General features: G+C 29.0%; 15 protein-coding genes. 1 reads left to right on the forward strand and 14 read right to left on the reverse strand.

The features are described 5' to 3' along the window. Positions 1-45 precede the first annotated feature (45 nt). The 10 genes from QK892_RS05795 to QK892_RS05840 form a co-directional block, all read right to left on the reverse strand. On the reverse strand, positions 46-684 hold the full coding sequence (locus tag QK892_RS05795; RefSeq protein WP_317272584.1) for a histidine phosphatase family protein: 639 nt from the start codon (positions 682-684) through the stop codon (positions 46-48). Between the two features lie 230 nt (positions 685-914). After that, entirely contained in the window at positions 915-1,505 is a 591-nt protein-coding gene (locus QK892_RS05800; protein ID WP_317272585.1) for an ATP-binding protein, read from the reverse strand. A 389-nt stretch (positions 1,506-1,894) separates the two neighbouring features. Beyond that, complete coding sequence (locus QK892_RS05805; protein WP_317272586.1) at positions 1,895-3,484, reverse strand: ABC transporter permease/substrate-binding protein; 1,590 nt, start codon at positions 3,482-3,484, stop codon at positions 1,895-1,897. Next, positions 3,484-4,611: an ABC transporter ATP-binding protein gene (locus QK892_RS05810; protein ID WP_317272587.1), complete on the reverse strand. Its 1,128-nt coding sequence runs from the start codon at positions 4,609-4,611 to the stop codon at positions 3,484-3,486. Before QK892_RS05810 ends, QK892_RS05805 begins: the two co-directional genes overlap by 1 nt. Before the next feature lie 866 nt (positions 4,612-5,477). Further along, a complete protein-coding gene (locus tag QK892_RS05815) occupies positions 5,478-7,067 on the reverse strand; it encodes an ABC transporter permease/substrate-binding protein (RefSeq protein ID WP_317272588.1) in 1,590 nt (529 codons plus the stop codon). Then, the gene (locus QK892_RS05820) at positions 7,067-8,194 is read right to left on the reverse strand and encodes an ABC transporter ATP-binding protein (protein WP_317272589.1); all 1,128 of its coding nucleotides are present in this window, start codon (positions 8,192-8,194) and stop codon (positions 7,067-7,069) included. The genes QK892_RS05815 and QK892_RS05820 overlap by 1 nt, the downstream gene beginning before the upstream one ends. A gap of 668 nt (positions 8,195-8,862) precedes the next feature. Continuing rightward, positions 8,863-10,452 (reverse strand): ABC transporter permease/substrate-binding protein, encoded by a 1,590-nt coding sequence (locus tag QK892_RS05825; protein ID WP_317272590.1) that lies wholly within the window; start codon positions 10,450-10,452, stop codon positions 8,863-8,865. After that, positions 10,452-11,579, reverse strand: a complete 1,128-nt coding sequence (locus tag QK892_RS05830; protein ID WP_317272591.1) for an ABC transporter ATP-binding protein — start codon at positions 11,577-11,579, stop codon at positions 10,452-10,454. The genes QK892_RS05825 and QK892_RS05830 overlap by 1 nt, the downstream gene beginning before the upstream one ends. Positions 11,580-11,809: 230 nt before the next feature. Beyond that, positions 11,810-12,715 carry a Gfo/Idh/MocA family protein gene (locus QK892_RS05835; protein WP_317272592.1) on the reverse strand — a complete coding sequence of 302 codons (906 nt, stop codon included), beginning with the start codon at positions 12,713-12,715 and terminating at the stop codon, positions 11,810-11,812. 294 nt (positions 12,716-13,009) lie between these two features. Then, complete coding sequence (locus tag QK892_RS05840; protein ID WP_317272593.1) at positions 13,010-13,810, reverse strand: Cof-type HAD-IIB family hydrolase; 801 nt, start codon at positions 13,808-13,810, stop codon at positions 13,010-13,012. A gap of 329 nt (positions 13,811-14,139) precedes the next feature. Here QK892_RS05840 and QK892_RS05845 point away from each other — a divergent pair, with 329 nt between their 5' ends. Continuing rightward, a complete protein-coding gene (locus QK892_RS05845) occupies positions 14,140-15,777 on the forward strand; it encodes a glycoside hydrolase family 43 protein (RefSeq protein WP_317272594.1) in 1,638 nt (545 codons plus the stop codon). A gap of 100 nt (positions 15,778-15,877) precedes the next feature. On the opposite strand, the gene QK892_RS05850 is transcribed toward QK892_RS05845, so the two are convergent. The 4 genes from QK892_RS05850 to QK892_RS05865 all read right to left on the reverse strand — a co-directional run bounded on the left by QK892_RS05850 (position 15,878) and on the right by QK892_RS05865 (position 20,698). Next, positions 15,878-17,548 (reverse strand): ABC transporter substrate-binding protein, encoded by a 1,671-nt coding sequence (locus tag QK892_RS05850; RefSeq protein ID WP_317272595.1) that lies wholly within the window; start codon positions 17,546-17,548, stop codon positions 15,878-15,880. Positions 17,549-17,723: 175 nt separating this feature from the next. After that, on the reverse strand, positions 17,724-18,554 hold the full coding sequence (locus tag QK892_RS05855; protein WP_394855006.1) for a carbohydrate ABC transporter permease: 831 nt from the start codon (positions 18,552-18,554) through the stop codon (positions 17,724-17,726). Between the two features lie 88 nt (positions 18,555-18,642). Further along, on the reverse strand, positions 18,643-19,617 hold the full coding sequence (locus QK892_RS05860; protein ID WP_317272616.1) for an ABC transporter permease: 975 nt from the start codon (positions 19,615-19,617) through the stop codon (positions 18,643-18,645). 394 nt (positions 19,618-20,011) lie between these two features. Continuing rightward, positions 20,012-20,698 carry a DUF624 domain-containing protein gene (locus QK892_RS05865; RefSeq protein ID WP_317272597.1) on the reverse strand — a complete coding sequence of 229 codons (687 nt, stop codon included), beginning with the start codon at positions 20,696-20,698 and terminating at the stop codon, positions 20,012-20,014. Positions 20,699-20,708: the final 10 nt, after the last annotated feature.

Genomic DNA, 20,708 nt, shown 5'->3' on the forward strand with positions numbered 1-20,708 from the left:
TACTTTTATATAATTACCATTTTTTAGATATACTAATCTATTTTATTAAAATTCATTATATTCTTTTCTTGAATATTCATGATGTCTCATGCATGCAACTAATGGCATTTCATAACCATCTTCAGTAAAGTTTATTTCAGTAAGGCTTGTTTGTTTTATAAATGGAGGTTCCCATAAAGTATCTATATCCCTATTTTCTAATGCAGCCAAATAAGATTTCAAAGTGATAGTATGAGTTACTATTAGAATTGTTTTTCCCTTTTCTTTTTCTAAGATCTCATTTACAGCTTTAAAAGACCTATTCTTAACATCATAAAAGCTTTCACCTTCCCCAGTTGGAATATATTTAGATGGTATATTCCAAAAATTATAGTAATTTTCTTCACCTAAAGACTTCATCTCTTCTTGATTTAATCCTTCCCAACCACCAATTCTTATTTCTTTTAATCCATCATGAGTTTTTAAAGGAATCTCTCTATGTCCTTTAACAATTTTAGCTGTATTATAAGCTCGTCCTATTGGACTTGAATAAATAACATCAATATGTATATCTTTCATTCTTTCTCTTAACCATTCTGCTTGTTGAATTCCAAGACTAGTTAATTGAGAATCTCCCCATCCTTGCATTATTCCTTTTTCATTCCACTCAGTTTCACCATGTCTTGTTAAGTATAGTTTAGTCATACATCCTCCATTATTTTTTTTACTTTATTTTATACTTGTTTTCTAAAAAATCTGAAAATTATTAACAGATAATATTTAATTATGCACAATTTCAGTTTGTAAATCACTTATTACTATTAATATCCTCTGAATATTTTCACTTTTTTAAATATTGTAATAATGCTTATTATTTTATTATATACTAATCTACTTCACTATTAAATAAAAAAGATTCCTGTTATAGGAATCTTTTACTTTGCCATATCTAATTTAATTTCTTCTTCTTCATTTTCAAAATCAATTATTTTTAAGATTTTCTCTGATCTTTCTTTTGTTGAACCAGTTATAATAGTATATCTAACATTCTCTGCGTCTAAGAAACTTAAGATTGCATTGTCCACTGCTTGAGCTACTTCTTCATCTTGCCATCTTACCCCATCTTTAGCATAACCAAATTCTCTTGGTACAAAGAAGATGTGATCATATTTTGGTAAATCTCTTAATGCTAGTATGTATAAATCCTTTAAGATTTCAATTTCTTTTGTTGTTCTTTTTTTATCTCCAAGCATGAATCTTCCATATATGTAGGGAACAAAAGTTGCATAATCAGTTATTGCATAGTCAAATTCATTTAAGCTTTCTTCAATATGAAGTTGTCCTAAATATATTCCATATTGCTCAGATATACTTTCTATCATTCCCTTATCTCTTAAATAATCAGTGCTATACTCAGTAGCTACTCCAACGTTTAAATCTCTAATTTTCATTTCAACATAAAGTTGTTGTATTAATGTTGTTTTTCCACATCTTGGACCACCTAAAATGGCAATTCTCTTTGGCATAGTAAACCCTCCAAAAAATTCTATCTAAAAAGTATAATATTTTTCAAAACAGATATTTATTATATCAATATTTGTCTATAATTTCAATGTATATTGCAGGCAATATTCATATGTGCTACCGCACAATGCATAATTGATAATGGATAATTGTTGAAATAATTCAGACAAGCTAAAGGAATGCATAATGCATAATTGATAATGCATAATTTATGCAATAACTCATACAAGCTTAGTTATGAAATTTTATAAATTCCCTTGGAATTTATTCATTAATTATTTCATTCTTTCATGCTGATTTTGCTTCAGCAAAGAAGCTCTTCATTCTTTCATTAAAAAAACTCAGAATGAGTTTTCACCTTAATTAAGCATTGTGCATTATGCATTATGCATTACTCTATTAAACCTTCTGCTTTTAAGAATTCTATCGCTACTTCTTTTGGACTTCTCTTATTTTCATCAACTTCGTAATTCATATTTATCATTTTTTCTTCATTTATTACTCCATCTAATAAGCCAATTATCTCTTCAAGTTCTGGATATTCTTCTAACGTTTCTTCTCTAATAAATGTAATTGCATCATATGGTGGGAAGAATTCCTTATCATCTTCTAAGATTACTAAATTAAACTTTTTTATAAGTCCATCTGTTGTAAATGCATTGATAACATCTACTTCTTCACTCATAAGGGCTGTATATCTTAAACTAGATTCCATAGGTTTAACACTTTTAAATTTCATATTATAAGCTTTTTCTAGACCTATTAATCCATCTTCCCTATTTGGAAACTCCATAGTTGGTCCAAGAGTTAATTGATCTGCAACTTTAGCCAGATCAGAAATTGTTTTCAAATTATACTTTTCTGCTATTTCTTGAGTTACACTCATAGAATATGTGTTATTAAAACCTATAGGATTTAATATAGTTACACCATAATTTTCTTCCATTGACTCTTTTACTGTATTATAAATATGTTCTCTATCATTATTTTGATCTGTAATATCTAATATACTTATATAAGCTGTTCCTGAGTATTCTGCATATAAATCTACAGCTCCTGAATAAAGGGCATTAAACGTAACTTGGCTACCTCCTAAGTTCAGCTGTTCTTCTACTTCGTAGTCAGTATGATTTTGAATTAATTGTGAATATATATTACCTAGAATTACTTGCTCTGTGAAATTTTTTGAAGCTATTGTTATCTTCTTATTATTCATAGACATTACTTTTGGAACAATAAGTATAGCTAATAAGGCTATGATTGCTACAGAAGTAATGATTTGATATACTTTCTTTTTTTCCTTAGATATTTTCTTTCCTCTTTTAACTTTAATAGTTCCATCAGCCCTCTTTATTCCATTAGGCATAGCTACACTTTCTATTTTTCCTGTTACCCAGTCAATAAGTAATGCTAATACTGCTGCTGGAATTGCTCCAAATAATATAAGGTTATTATCTACTGTTTGGATTCCTGAGAACACTAAATATCCAAGTCCACCTGCCCCTACAAAGGCTGCAATAGTCATAAGTCCTACTGCTGTTACTGATGATATTCTTATACCTGCCATAATTACAGGCATTGCTAGTGGAATCTTTACTAATCTCAATGTTTGTCCGTTAGTCATCCCTAAACCTTTAGCTGCTTCTAACATATCTGGATTTATATTTGTTATTCCTGTATACGTATTTTTAATAAGCGGTAACATAGAATATACTACTACCATTGTAATAGCTGGAGCTGATCCTATACCTATAAGAGGAATTAGGAATCCTAGTATGGCTAAGCTTGGAATAGCTTGTACTAAATTTGCAAATCCAATAATTACATTAGCTATTTTCTTATTCTTTGTTATAGCAATTCCTAGGGGAACACCTATAGCTACTGCTATTAATACAGCAACTATTGTTAATTGTATATGTTCACCTAAAAGTGATATTACTTCTGTTTTTCTTACTGCTAATTGTTCTAAAAACTTACCCATTAGTTATTACCTCCTATCTCTATATACTGACTACTTAAAACTGAAATTAAACTACTTCTAGTAACAAGCCCTAATAATTTTCCTTCATCATTACATACAGGTAGATATCCTTTATGAGTTTTATTAAATACTTCTAATAACTCTGGTAAACTCTTTGTTCCACAAACCCACTCTGGTTTTCTATTCATAACATCTTCTACTAAAATATTCTTATTCTCTACTCTTTGAATATTTTCTAATGTTACATATCCTAATAATTTTCCTTCTCTATTAATAACAAGTAAACTATCTACTTTCTTTTCTCTCATTATTTGAATTGCTTGAATAAGATTTCTCTTAGGACTTACTGTAATAGGATTAGAAATCATAACATCCTCTGCTCTAATCATTTCAGGTTTTGTCCAAATTTTATTTTTACCAACAAAATCTTCTATGTATTGACCTGCTGGATTCTTTAATATATTTTCTGGGGTATCATATTGAAGAATCTCCCCATCTTTTATTATGCAGATCTTATCTGCTAAGTTTAATGCCTCATCCATATCATGAGTTACGAAAACTATAGTTTTTCTGTAGTCTCTTTGAATATTAAATAATTGTTCTTGGAGCTCTGTTCTGGTAATTGGATCTAAAGCACTAAATGGCTCATCCATTAATATTATTTCTGCATCTGCTGCAAAGGCTCTAGCAACTCCAATTCTTTGCTGTTGTCCTCCACTTAATTCAGCAGGATATCTATCCATATATTTTTCTGGTTCTAGACCTACCATATTTAATAATTCTACTGTTTTGTTATCTATTTCCTCTTCAGATTTCCCCATAAGCTTTGGAATAATCTCTATATTTTCCTTTACTGTCATATGAGGAAATAATCCAGTTTGCTGTATAACATACCCTATACTTCTTCTTAATTGAATTGGATTAAAATCTTTAATATTTTTACCATCTATTAGAATATCTCCATCTGTAGTTTCTATTAATCTATTTATCATTTTAAGTAAAGTCGTTTTTCCACAACCACTAGATCCTATTAAAACCACTAAATCGCCTTTATCAATTTTTAAATTAAAATTTTCTAAAATAATACTATTTTTATAACTTTTTTTTACATTTTTAAATTCTATCATAATAATCCTCCTTTCATATAAACAATATTTCCTATTTTTTCTAAACAACTTAATTATACTATTAAGTTGGCAGGCAGTCAAAATTTTTCGAATTTTCTTTCTATATTTCTATCCTTTCTTTCTATAAATTTTATTAAATCCTATCATTATTAAATATATTTTATACAACAATCATATAAATAGTGTATTCCTTGTTCCGGAAAAACTCCAAATCAACGTAAACTACTATATATCAACTTTAAGATTAAAATAAAGAAATTCCGCCCTAAAGCGGAATTTTAGTAATGCATAATTCATAATTGATAATGCATAATTTATGAGATAACTCAGACAAGCTAAAGGAATGCATAATGCATAATTTATAATGCATAATTGTGGATATAATTCAGCGAGCTGAATTATGAACATTTATAAATTCATATTGAATTTATTGCTTAATTTTTTCATTTCAATTTTGCGAATGCAAAAGAGAAGCTTCATTCCTTCATTATTTCATTTTTATAAAACTCTGTAAGAGTTTTCACAATAATTATGCATTACGCACTTTAAACAATGCATAATGCATAATTTATGATGCATAATTGTTGAAATAATTCAGGCAAACTAAAGGAATGCATAATGCATAATTGATAATGCATAATTTATGAGATAACTCAGACAAGCTGAGTTATGAAATTTTATAAATTCCCTTGGAATTTATTCCTTTATTTTTTCATTCTTTCATGCTGATTTTGCTTCAGCAAAGAAGCTCTTCATTCTTTCATTAAAAAACTCCCATAGGAGTTTTCACCTTAATTATGCATTACGCATTGTGCATTATGCATTAATCTTGTGCATTATGCATTATCCATTAATTCTGTTATGCATTAATCTATTAAGCCTTCTGCTTTTAAGAATTCTATAGCTACTTCTTTTGGACTTCTCTTATTTTCATCCACTTCGTAATTCATTTTTCTCATTTTTTCGTCTGTTATTACTCCGTCTAATATGCCTAGAACTTCTTCTAGTTCTGGATATTCTTCTAATGCTTCTTCTTTAACAAGTGTAACTGCATCATAAGGTGGGAAGAAGTTCTTATCATCTTCTAAGATTACTAAACCAAATTTCTCTATAAGGCCATCTGTAGTAAATGCATCTGTAACATCAGTTTCATCATTTATAAGGGCTGTATATCTTAAACCAGTTTCCATTGCTTTAACTGCTTTGAATTTCATATTATAAGTTTTCTCTAATCCAATTAATCCATCTTCTCTATTTGGAAACTCAATTGTTGGTCCAAGAGTCAACTTGTCAGCTACTTTAGATAGATCTGAAACTGTTTTTAAATTATATTTTTCTGCTGTTTCTTTAGTTACACCCATAGCATATGTGTTGTTAAAACCCATTGGGTTTAGTACTTTTATTCCATAATCTTCAGAAAATCTATCTGATACTATATTAAAGACTTCTTCTTTATTTGAATTTCCATCTGTAATTCCTAATATATTTACATAGGCTGTTCCTAAATAGTCTGCATATAGATCTACTCCACCTGATTTTAGAGATTCAAATGCTACTTGGCTACCACCTAAGTTAAACTCTTCTGCAACTTCATAGTCAGTTTTATCTTGAATTATTTGTGATAATATATTACCTAAAATTAATTGTTCTGTAAAATTCTTTGAGGCAATTGTTATTTTCCTATCATTCATTGACATTACCTTTGGAACAATAATTAGCCCTAATATTGCTATAACTGCTGTAGTCGCTATTCCCTGATACACTTTCTTTCTCTTCTTAGATACTTTATTTCCTCTTTTAACCTTCATAGTTCCATCAGATGCTTTTATTCCACTTGGCATAGTTACATTTTCTATCTTTCCTGCTACCCAATCAATAAACAATGCTAATACTGCAGCTGGAATTGCACCAAATAATATTAAATTATTATCTACTGTCTGAATACCTGAGAATACTAAATATCCGAGTCCACCTGCCCCTACAAAGGCTGCAATAGTCATAAGTCCAACAGCTGTTACTGCTGATATTCTTATACCTGCCATAATTACTGGCATTGCTAGTGGAATCTTTATTAATCTAAGTGTTTGTCCATTAGTCATCCCTAAACCTTTAGCTGCTTCTAACATATCTGGATTTATATTTGTTATTCCTGTATAAGTATTTTTAATAAGTGGTAGCATTGAATATAGTACTACCATTGTGATAGCTGGTGTTGATCCTATTCCAATAATAGGAATTAAGAATCCTAGTATAGCTAAACTTGGAATAGCTTGGACTAAGTTTGCAAATCCAATAACCGTATTGGCAATTTTCTTATTTCTTGTTATCATAATTCCTAGTGGAACACCTATTACTACTGCTACCAAAACAGCTACTATGGTTAATTCTATATGTTCACCTAAAAGTGATATTATTTCTGATTTTCTTACTGCTAATTGTTCTATAAACTTACTCATTAGTTAGTACCTCCTATCTCTATATACTGACTACTTAAAACTGAAATTAAACTACTTCTTGTGACAAGGCCTAATAGTGTACCTTCATCATTGCATACTGGTAAATACCCTTTCTTTAAATTATTAAATACTTCTAATAATTCTGGTAAAGATTTATCTACGCAAACACATATAGGCTCTCTATTCATAATTTCTTCTACTAAAATATTCTTATTTTCTACTCTTTGAATGTTTTCTAAAGTTACATATCCTAGTAATTTATTTTCTCTATTAATTACTAGTAAGCTATCTACTTTCTTTTCTCTCATTATTTGAGCTGCTTGAATAATATTTCTTTTTGGACTTACAGTAATAGGTTTTGAAATCATAACATCTATTGCCTTAATCATTTCAGGTTTTGTCCAAATTTTATTTTTGCCAACAAATTCTTCTACATATTCATTAGCAGGATTCTTTAATATATTTTCTGGTGTATCATATTGAAGTATTTTACCACCCTTTAAAATACACATTTTATCTGCTAGGTTTAATGCTTCATCCATATCATGAGTAACAAAGACTATAGTCTTCTTATATTCCTTTTGAATATTAAATAATTCCTCTTGAAGCTCTGCCCTGGTAATTGGGTCTAAAGCACTAAAAGGTTCGTCCATCAATATTATTTCTGCATCTGTTGCAAAGGCTCTAGCAACTCCAATTCTTTGTTGTTGTCCTCCACTTAATTCAGTAGGATATCTATCAATATATTTTTCTGGTTCTAAACCTACCATATTTAATAATTCTACTGTTTTATTATCTATTTCTTCTTCAGATTTTCCCATAAGCTTTGGAATAATCTCTATATTTTCCTTTACTGTCATATGAGGAAATAGTCCAGTTTGTTGTATAACATACCCTATACTCCTTCTTAATTTAATTGGATCAATAGCCTTAATATTTTTCCCATCTATTAAAATTTCTCCAGATGTAGTTTCTATTAATCTATTTATCATTTTAAGTAAAGTTGTTTTACCACAACCACTAGATCCTATTAGTACCACTAAATTACCTTTATCAATTTTTAAATTAAAGTTATCGAGAATAACATTATTCTTATAACTTTTTTTAACATTTACAAATTCTATCATAAAATTACTCCTTTTATATAAACAATATTTTATATTTTTAGACAACTTATATGCAATATTGAGTTGTCAGTTTTTCCAAAGTTTTTTATACATCTTTTTATTATATACAGTATTAATCTCACCGTTGACAATTATAATGAAAGAATTAAAAAATCAAATAATTAAAAAATCAAATAATTCAGGCAAGCTAAAGGAATGCATAATGCATAATTGATAATGCATAATTTATGAAATAACTCAGACAAGCTGAGTTATGAAATTTTATAAATTCCCTTGGAACTTACTCATTAATTATTTCATTCTTTAATACTGATTTTGCTTCAGCAAAGAAGCTCTTCATTCTTTCATTAAAAAACTCCCATAGGAGTTTTCACCTTAATTATGCATTAAGCACTTTAAACAATGAATAATGCATAATTGTTGAAATAATTCAGGCAAGCTGAATTATAAAAATTATAAATTCCTTAGAATTTATTCCTTTATTTTTTCATTCTTTCATGCTGATTTTGCTTCAGCAAAGAAGCTCTAAGCCATTTCATTTTTTCATTCCGATTTTGCGAATGCAAAAGAGAAGCTTCATTCTTTCATTGATTTTAATAAATTCCGAAGGAATTTACACCTTAATTATGCATTAAGCATTATGCATTATCCATTAATTCTGTTATGCATTAATCTATTAAGCCTTCTGCTTTTAAGAATTCTATAGCTACTTCTTTTGGATCTCTCTTATTTTCATCAACTTCATAATTCATTTTGATCATCTTCTCTTCTGTTATTAATCCATCTAATAATCCTATTACTTCTTCAAGTTCTGGATATTCTTCTAAAACTTCTTCTTTTACCATTGTAACAGCATCATATGGTGGGAAGAACTTCTTATCATCTTCTAAAATTACTAAATCAAATTTCTCTATAAGCCCATCTGTAGTAAATGCATCAGTAACATCAGTTTCTCCACTGTTAAGGGCTGTATATCTTAAACCTGTTTCCATTGGTTTAACTGATTTAAACTTCATATTATAAGCCTTTTCTAATCCAATTAATCCATCTTCTCTATTTGGGAATTGAATTGTTGGTCCAAGAGTTAATTGATTTGATACTTTAGCTAAATCTGAAACTGTTTTTAAATTATATTTTTCTGCTGTTTCTCTAGTAACAGCCATAGCATAGGTATTATTAAAGCCTAAAGTATTTAATGTAGTAATTCCAAATTCCTCTGCAAATTTTTCTTTTACTATATTATAAACTTCTTGTGTATCTGAATTTGGTTCATCAATATTTAGCATAGTTACATAAGCAGTTCCTAGATATTCTACATATAAATCTACTTCTCTTGTTTTAATTGCACTGAAGACAACTTGGCTACCACCTAAATTTAATTGTTCTTCTACTTCATAATCAGTTTTATCTTGAATTAATTGTGATAATATATTTCCTAAAATTAATTGCTCTGTAAAGTTCATTGAAGCAACAGTTATCTTTTTCTTGCCAATTGAAGCTACCTTCGGAACAATAAGAAAAGCTAAACATACTATAACTGCCACAGATGTTATAGCCGTATATACTTTCTTTCTCTTCTTGGACATTTTCTTTCCTCTTTTAACCTTCATAGTTCCATCAGATGCTTTTATTCCATTAGGCATAGCTGCATTTTCTATTCTTCCAGTAATCCAGTCAATAAATAATGCTAATATTGCTGCTGGAATGGCACCAAATAATATTAAGTTATTATCCACGGTTTGAATACCAGAGAATACTAAGTATCCAAGTCCACCTGCTCCTACGAAGGCTGCAATTGTCATAAGTCCTACTGCTGTTACTGATGATATTCTTATACCTGCCATAATTACAGGCATAGCTAGTGGAATTTTTATTAACCTAAGAGTTTGTCTATTAGTCATACCTAATCCCTTAGCTGCTTCTAACATATCTGGATTTATATTTGTTATTCCTGTATAAGTATTTTTAATTAGTGGAAGCATAGAATATAGTACAACCATTGTGATAGCTGGTGTTGAACCTATACCTATAACTGGAATTAAGAATCCTAGTATGGCTAAACTTGGAATAGCTTGTACTAAATTTGCAAATCCAATGACTACATTAGCTATTTTCTTATTTCTTGTTATCATAATTCCTAGGGGAACACCTATAGCTACTGCAATTAATACAGCTACTACTGTTAATTGTATATGTTCAAACAAGAGTGATAATATTTCAGTTTTTCTTCCTGCTAGTTGTTCTAAAAACTTATCCATTAATCATTACCCCCTATCTCTATATACTGACTGCTTAATACTGAAATTAAACTACTTCTAGTAACAAGTCCCAATAATTTTCCGTGATCATCACATACTGGTAAATACCCTTTCTTTAAATTATTAAATACTTCTAATAATTCTGGTAAAGATTTATCTACGCAAACACATATAGGCTCTGTATTCATAATTTCTTCTACTAAAATATTTTTATTTTCTACTCTTTGAATATTTTCTAATGTTACATAACCTAGTAATATTCCTTCTTTGTTTATAACAAGCAGACTATCTACTTTCTTTTCTCTCATTATTTGAATTGCTTGAATAAGATTTCTCTTAGGATTTACTGTAATAGGATTAGAAATCATGACATCCTCAGCTCTAATCATTTCAGGTTTTGTCCATATTTTATTTTTACCAACAAAGTCTTCTACATATTGTCCAGATGGATTCTTTAATATGTTTTCTGGAGTATCATATTGAAGTATTTTCCCATTATTTAAAATACACATTTTATCTGCTAAGTTTAATGCTTCATCCATATCATGAGTAACAAAGACTATAGTCTTCTTATATTCCTTTTGAATATTAAATAATTCCTCTTGAAGCTCTGCCCTGGTAATTGGGTCTAAAGCACTAAAAGGTTCGTCCATCAATATTATTTCTGCATCTGTTGCAAAGGCTCTAGCAACTCCAATTCTTTGTTGTTGTCCTCCACTTAATTCTGTAGGATATCTATCACTATATTTTTCTGGTTCTAAACCTACCATATTTAATAATTCTACTGTTTTCTTATCTATTTCCTCTTCTGATCTTCCCATAAGCTTTGGAATAATCTCTATATTTTCCTTTACTGTCATATGAGGAAATAATCCAGTTTGCTGTATAACATATCCTATACTTCTTCTTAATTTAATTGGATCAACAGCCTTAATATTTTTCCCATCTATTAAAATTTCTCCAGATGTAGTTTCTATTAATCTATTTATCATTTTTAATAAAGTTGTTTTTCCACAACCACTAGACCCTATTAAAACCACTAAATCGCCCTTATCAATTTTTAAATTAAAATTATCTAAAATAGCATTATTATTATAACTTTTTTTAACGTCCTTAAATTCAATCATAATTAACCTCCTTTTCTTTACACATTTTCTCCTTTTTTTGTCAACAACTTTAATTATACTATTAAGTTGTCAGTTAGTCAAAGTTTTTTGAATATTCTTGCTTTATTGTATATTCTTCATGTTCTATTTCTATTTATAAAATCCTCTAAAAATATAGGTATATTTATATAAATATTTTATTAGAAAATGGTAAAAGCTAACTAAAGAATATCTCTAGTTAGCTTATTTCACTAATTATTATTTATATGATTTACTATATATTCACATATTTTATGCGTTATTATCGAATCTTCAATTGATGGATTTGGAGCTTTTCCTTCTTTAACTGAATCTAAGAAATGAGTAATTAAATCTTCAAATCCTCTTTTATAAAGAGTATTATCCCAGCCACCATATGTCGTTTTTGTTTTTCCTTTGTTATTAACCTTATAGAAGTCTGATAAATCTTCTATTACATATTTATTCCCTTGTATCATGTATTCTATATTCTCTTCTGTTATACCTGCAGTTCTATTCATTATACCTATTGCTGTGGTTTTATAACCTTTAAAGGTGACCACTACATTCTTAAGATTATTTCCTTCTTTTAAGAAATTTATATCCATACTCTTAATTTCTTCATCCATTAAAAACCTTAGTGTATCAACAACATGTATAAAATCTTCTACGATAAATCTTCTGATATCTCCCGGTGGATATTCTCTATTTTTCTCCATGAGGATGATATCAGCTTTTCCCTTTTCCTTGAGTTTTCTTACCATAGGACAAAATCTTCTATTAAAACCTACCATAGCAATAAGATTTTTTTCTTTTACAATCTCTTCTATCTCCATGCTTTCCTTAAGATTATAGGTTATAGGCTTATCTATGTAAATATTAACGCCCTTTTCTAATAACCTTTTAGCAATTTCATAGTGTCCATCTGCATGAGTTGAGATTATAGCAGCATCAAAATCTTCTTTAAGTAAATTATCCAATTGATTATAAGCCCTATCTATTTTGTATTTGTTAGATACTTCTTCTAATACCTTTTTGTTTCTAGTTGATATTAAAAGTTCTACATCCTCCATAGCAGATAAAATCGGTAAATATGCCTTTTTAGCGATAGCTCCAAGGCCAATTATAGCGACTTTCATTCCTAACCCCCCTCTGAGCTGCCTACGGCAGCTAATTGATAATGCTTAATGCATAATTCATAATTTATGAAATAATTCAGCAGGCTGAATTATGAAATTTTATAAATTCCGAAGGAATTTATTCCTTAATTACTCATTATCCATTACGCATTATGCATTAAATTTTTTCTAACTCTTTCATTTTTTCATTTCGATTTTGCGTCAGCAAAAGAGAAGCTTCATTCTTTCATTGATTTTAATAAATTCCGAAGGAATTTACACCTTAATTATGCATTACGCATTATGCATTATGCATTATATAAGTCCTAATTTCTTCAGTCCCTTTTGTATTCCTTCGTTAGCCACATCTTCTGTAAAATCATATGAGTGTTCTTTTAATCCTTCATGATGTCCACCCATAGCTATTCCATGCTTAACAACTTGGAACATTTCTATGTCATTTTCACCGTCTCCAAAGGCATAGGCTTTTTCTCTGCTCATCCCAAGTTTTCCTAGTAAATGATCAACTCCGTATCCTTTCGTGTATTTTGATATATATATTTCAAAAGTATGTCCAAATTGATTCTCCATAAATGAGTATCCTTCTTTACTGAATTTATCACAAACTAATCCATATGAATTTTCATCTTTGCCCATAGCTATTATCTTGCTTGTTTTTACAGTTTCTTTATTCCAATCCTCAGTAAAACATTCTATGGATAAATTTGCTCTAGTTACAAGATCTACTACCTTCTCATTATTTATATCTAAGACGTAATTCTTTTCTTGTCCTTCTAAAATATAAACTATATCATTTTCTTCAAGAAACCCTAATAATTCTTTAAGTTTTCTATTATTTATACATTCATTAAACATTACTTCATTTTCTATTTCTGCATAAGCTCCATTTGATGCTATATATCCATTTAAACCCAAGGCTTCTATTTCATCAGTAATTGAACTCTTAGGTCTTCCAGTTGCTAAAATAGTTAAATAACCATTTTCTTTTAATTTATTTATAGAATCTTTTGTTGCTTTCGTTGGTACATGGATACCTTTGGTCCAATCTATTAATGTTCCATCTACATCAAAGAACACTATCCCCTTGTTATTCATTTATAATCCTCCTATAAATCTACCTCTATGTAATTTACATAAATATTTATTATAAGCTTCACTTTCTACTTATATTATCAAAAGCTTATTTACTTATTTATATATTATCATAATAATATAAATATTTCTTACTAATTATTATCTTTTAATTATACTAGGAATAAAAAATGTTTACTTAATTATACTTTTTTCATTAAAAGCTTAAATTTTTCTTGTATTTAAAGTGTATTTTTTACTCTTTCTTAGCTCTTATATCAACCATATAATTATATTAATCATATGAAAATAATATAAAGAAATGTTTAGTGAAAACTATAAGAGGTGAAACTATGAATAAAGAAAATCAGACTTTTAATAACCCCATACTTTCTGGATTTTATCCTGATCCTTCAATCTGTAGAGTTAATGATGATTACTATTTAATTACATCTTCTTTCGCATACTTTCCAGGTATTCCAATATTTCATAGCAAGGATCTTGTTAATTGGAATCAAATAGGACATGTTCTAGATAGATCATCTCAGTTAAAATTAGATGGTGTTGGAATTTCAGGTGGAATATACGCTCCTACCATTAGATATAATGATGGAACATTTTATGTTATATCTACTAACATAGGTAATGGTGGGAATTTCATTGTAACTTCGAAAAATCCAAAAGGTCCTTGGTCTGATCCTTATTGGATTGAAGATACTCCTGGAATTGATCCTTCATTATTTTTTGACGATGATGGCAAGGTTTACTATACAGGGACAGCACAAGCTATTGATTCTGTTGAATTCCATGAAAGTGAAATATATTGTCAGGAAATAGATCTAAAAACTATGAAACTAGTTGGAAAAAGATTCGGTCTTTGGAGAGGTGCATTAAAAAATGCTCGATACCCAGAAGGACCACATTTATATAAAATAAATGGTTATTATTATCTTATTATAGCCGAAGGAGGCACAGAACATTTCCACGCAGTAACAATTGCTAGAAGTAAAAATGTTTTTGGTCCTTATGAAGGCTATGAGGGAAACCCAATTTTAACTCATCGACATCTTGGTAAAAAATATCCTATCTCTAACCCAGGGCATGCTGATTTAATTGAAACTCAAAATGGCGAGTGGTGGATGGTTGCTCTTGCTTCACGTCCCTATGGTGGATATTATAAAAACCTTGGTAGAGAAACTTTTTTAGTTCCTGTTGAATGGGAGGATGGCTGGCCTATTATTAGTCCTGGAACTGGTAGGATAGAACATACTTATACCGCTCCTAATTTACCTTATTATCCAGTAGAAACTCTACCTATTCGTGATGATTTTAATAATAAAACTCTAAACTTTATTTGGAATTCTATTCGTACACCTAAAGATGATTTTTATAGTCTTACAGAAAGACCTGGTTTTTTAAGATTGAAGCTTAGCCCTAAAAAATTAATAGATATCTTAGATTATGATTCTTCTAATCCTTTATATGATCTTAATCAAACACCAAGTTTTATTGGAAGACGTCAACAACATATAAATTTTGAAGCAAGTGTTAAGATGGAATTTAATCCTAGAAACGAATTTGAAGTTGCTGGTCTCGCTTTAGTTCAAAATAATAATTTTCAATATAGACTTGAATATTCACTATTTAAGTCTAAAAAAGTAATACGACTTATAAAAAGCATTTCTAAAAACGAAATAGATAATACCAGGAATAATATAATTGGAAATGTTGAAAGTATCGTGGTAGAAGAAATTTTTGATTCAAATATCATTTACCTTAAGATATGTGCCTTAGGTCAAAACTATAGTTTTTATTATGGTGATTCTATAGATAATATGAAGCTTTTAGTCAATAATATTGATGGGCGTATATTAAGTTCTGATGTAGCTGGTGGATTTGTAGGAGCTTATATAGGTATGTTTGCCACTAGTAATGGGCATCAAAGTAGTAATATAGCTGATTTTGATTGGTTCGATTATAGTTGTCTTTAAATAAATACTTAATAATATAATAAAATCCCCCTATAGATAATAACATTAATTTTTATCTATAGGGGGATTACTATATATTCTTAATTATAAATGAATCAGATTATTTATTCCATAATTCTAATCTTTCTTTAATTAATTGTGTCATTTCTGTATTTAACTTTTCTATGTCATAGCTCTTTAATGTTTCTATAACTTCATCATAAGCTTTATCAAAGTTTTCTGGTGAGCCAAGTATAGCTTGAGTAATTGCTTGTTGAGTGTAATCATCAGCTTTCTTTTGAATTATAGCTATATCGCTATCACTTGGTATATTTAATTGCCATACTTGTCCATGGTTAGAAATTCCTAATTCTTCATCTGATGGGAATAAATCTACCCAAGATTCAGCACCATAAGCTGCTAATGTTTCTTTTTCTGCTTCTGTATAATTTGCTATCTTATTTTCTAATGTATCTGGTGAGTAAGAATCTCCATTTGCATCTAAAGCTCCAACTCCTCTTTGTGGGAATGGATATACATATATTCCAACTCCTGATTTTTTACCAAAGTCAGGATCAGTATTTCTTTGCTCTTGAATTTCAGGTAAGAATTGTCTCTTTCCATCTTCATTAATTTCATAATGAGTTCCTTCAATACCCCAGTTTAATAAAATTTGTGCTTCATCTGAAGCTAACCAATCTAAGAATTCAAATGCTCTTTCTGGATCTTCACAGCTAGATGTAATTGCAACACCCCAACCACCACTAAATCCATAATCTTTTAAACTTTGATCTACATGCTTTTCAGGATCCATTACAACTGGAAGTTTAGCATATGTTGCTTCATCTTTGCCTTCTGCTATTAAGCTTGTTACTGATGCTGAATAATCCCAATCTGCATCTGATAATCCAACTACTTTACCTGCTGCTATCTTAGCTTTATAAGTATCTTCTTTTTGAGTGAAGGATTCTGGGTCTAATAAACCTTGAGCATTCATACCATTTAACCATCTAAAATACTCTCTTGATTCATCAAGTAAGAACTTATAAGTTGCTTCTCCAGTTTCATCGTTTACAGCAAATTGTCCATCATCTGGAATTCCAGCAGTAAGAGTAGCTTTATTACCTACAGTAATTAACCATCTCCAGTCACTAGCCATTAATGATAAACCAATTCTAGCCTCTCCAGATTCTGTTGTAGGACTTTTTGCTAAATAATCTTTTAAAGCCTTTTCATAATCAGCTAAACTTTTTATTTCTGGATATCCAAGTTCTTTTAGAGCTTGATGTTGAATTTGCATTGTACCTGATGGAGCAAATACTTTATTTGAAACACCATAGGTTCCAACTGTATATATTGATGGATCATCACTACTATATCTTAATCTATTTAATTGATCTCCATATAATGCTTTTAAGTTATCTCCACTTTCTTCAATGTAATCATCTAATTTTATAATAGCACCTGCATCTATTAATTTTGCAGTATCACTTTTTGCATAAATTAAATCTGGATATTCTCCTCCAGCTATCATAAGTGGAACAGCTTGGGTATCCCCTGCTACTGGATGTTCAAATTTTAAAGTAACACCTGTTAACTCTGTAATCTTCTTAGCTACTTCATCTGTGAAAGCAAGATCCTCCGTTAAGTCAGCTGAGAAAATTGTAAATGTAATAGGTTCTTTATCTCCTCCTGCTGTAGTTGATCCATTATCTTTTTTACCACATCCAACAAAAACTGATGCAGTCATTATTCCTGCTATAAGTAAAGATAAAATTTTTCTCCTCTTCATTATATTCACCCTCCTAATATTTTACCCTCTACGGGCTATAGAAAATAGAATTCTTATTGTATAGTTTTTATTTTAAATAAGTATCTTATAAGATATAGCTTTGCATAATCATAAATTACCTTTTTATATCTTCATAAGAAGTCTTACTTTAAACCTTATTAATATTTTGTTATTACTAACTCTTTACTGCTCCTAATGTCATTCCTGAAACGAAGTACTTTTGTACAAATGGATATACTAATAAAATTGGAACTGTTGCAACCATTGTTATTGCCATCTTTATTGATTCTGGATTAGATCTTGCTGTATTTTGTAAATTCGGATTATGAATATCTACAGTTGCTGCAGCATTATCCATTATTTTCATAAGCTCATATTGTAATGTTGTTAAACTATCATTTGTTCTTGCATATATATAAGTATCAAACCAGTTATTCCACTGACTAACCGCTATAAATAGTGCTACTGTTGCTATAACTGGTAAACATAATGGGAATACTATCTTTGTAAATACAATCCAATCATTAGCTCCATCTATTGATGCTGACTCATATAAGGCCTCTGGCAGCCCATCCATAAAGGATCTTATAACTATAACATTAAATGCTGAAATCAATCCTGGTAATATATATACTGCAAAATTATTTACTAAACCTAATTGTCTGATTACTAAGTATTCTGGAATTAATCCTCCACCAACATACATTGTTACTATAAACAGTGTAGTTACAAATTTATTAAATACGAAATCTCTTCTACTTAATGTGAAAGCCACCATTGTAGTTGCTAAAACACCAGTGATTGTTCCAATTAAGGTTCTTAAAACTGAATTTACAAAAGCTCTTGGTAATTTAGTACTACCACTAAAAACTTCTTTATAATTCTGCAAAGTAAATTCTCTTGGCCAAATGTGAATTCCACCTCTTACTGTATCTGTTGCATCATTTAAGGAAATAGCTAATACATTTAAAAATGGATATAAGGTAATAACTAGAATAAATAACATTATTAAAATTAATATTATGTCGAAAGCTTCAATTTTCTTTTTTTTCTTTTTTATTTTCATATTAAGTACCTCCTATAAAGCCTTACTATTATTTTAGTAAGCTTCCCTCTCCATCATTAAATTTCTTAGAAAGCTTATTAGCTGCAAATATAAGTACAATTCCTACAACTGACTTAAAGATACCTATTGCTGTACCAAAGGAATATCTAAACATTCCTATACCATAATCTAATGCATACTTATCTATAACTAAAGCCTTACTTGCTACTGTTGGATTGCTAAGTAGCATTTGCTTTTCAAACCCAATATTTAATATATTTCCTATACTCATTATTAATAGAACTAATATTGTACTCTTAATTAATGGTAGGGTAATATGAAACATTCTTCTAAATCTTCCTGCTCCATCAACTTTAGCTGCATCATAAAGCTCTGGATCTATTGCCGTCATAGCTGCTAAGTATATAATGGCATTCCAGCCCATTTCCTTCCAAACATCTGAAACTGTAACTATTCCCCAAAACATATTTTGATTTTGCAAGAATTTAATCGGTTCAGAAATTATATTTAAATTCATTAATATTTCATTTATTATTCCTGATTGAGATAAAATATTAGTTACTAAAGCTGCTGCAACAACCCATGATATAAAGTGAGGTAGATATGAAATAGTTTGTACTACTTTTTTGAACTTTGTATATCTAAGTTCATTTAGAAGTAGTGAAAATACAATTGCAGCCGTTGTTCCAAATACTAATCCTAGAATACTCATTCCTAAAGTATTCTTTAAGGAATCATAAAATAGTGGTTCCTTGAATAAATCTATAAAGTGCTTAAAACCAACCCAATCTTGTTCAAAAAATGACAGCTGAGGTTTATAATTTTGAAAGGCCATAGTCCATCCAAACAAAGGTAGATATTTAAATATAATTACCCAAAGTACAAAAGGAAAGGACATCGCTATTAGCACCCATTGCTTCTTTATATTTTTCCAAGTTAATTTCTTCTTTTTCTTATTAATTTCATTTTCTGTTTTTAGTTCTACATTCTTTACCAGCTGCATCATTTATCCCTCCATTTTCTTAACCTTTACTTCAACTGTTAATACAATATTATTATTATTTACAATTACTTCATACCCATAAAAATGTATATGTTTTCATATAAAAATTAGAGGGAAATGTTAAAATATTAATTATATTTTTACTAGATATATATTCCTCTTATATATATTTTTTAACTCTTAAAACCGCATAATTGCATGATTTCATAACGCTTAGCAAAAATAAACTGCACTAAAAGTACCATAGATTTTTAAAGTTTTACCCATAAAATTTGTTATATTTCTTATGGATAATTTCACTTGATCTTAGATATTTTTAATGCAGTTAATCATTCTTATATTAATTTAAAATTTAAATTGAAATTTTTAATCAAGAATTAGTATAGTTATTAATTTAATTATTATATTTCTCTTTTAAATAATTTTCTGCATCTATTAGTGTGTTTTGTTCTAATATTAATATTAAGTAAGCTAAAGCTATTGGCCCAAATAGTAAGCCAAACAAGGATATTTTTAAGAATTTTATTATAAATAAAGCTATTATTGTAATTGATAAAATGGTAAATGGTAAATAAAATTTCTTAATTGTTAACTTAATTGAAAGTTTAAATACATCCATTGTCTTAGCGTTTATCCTTGCTATAATAGGAAATACATATAAACTTATCGCCAGTGTAAAAATAGCAATTGCAATAAAGATATATGAAATCATGTTAATTTCAGCTTTAAAAAAATGTTCTATATCTAAATAGCTCATTAAAAGCACAATGCTAATTATAGTACTAGCAAAAATCCCTTGTAAGAAGTTTAATTTATAGAAATATAAAAAGTCTTTTCGCGCTTCTGTTTCATTATCTTTAATCAATCTGCCTAAGACTGAAAACATGGTTGAGAGAGCTGGTCCAATTAATATTCCTAAAAATGATAGTATATAGATTGAAAGGTTGCTACCTGAAAAAATAAAATACAGTATAAATGGAGATATTGCTATTAAGAAATATATATTAGTCATGAATATATATGTAAATCTCTTAGTTAAATAATATATCTTATTACTTTTTAAATCACTATTATTACTCATTTAAATCATC

Origin of the sequence: Clostridium lamae (assembly GCF_033043255.1) — a bacterium.
Taxonomy (GTDB): domain Bacteria; phylum Bacillota; class Clostridia; order Clostridiales; family Clostridiaceae; genus Clostridium; species Clostridium lamae.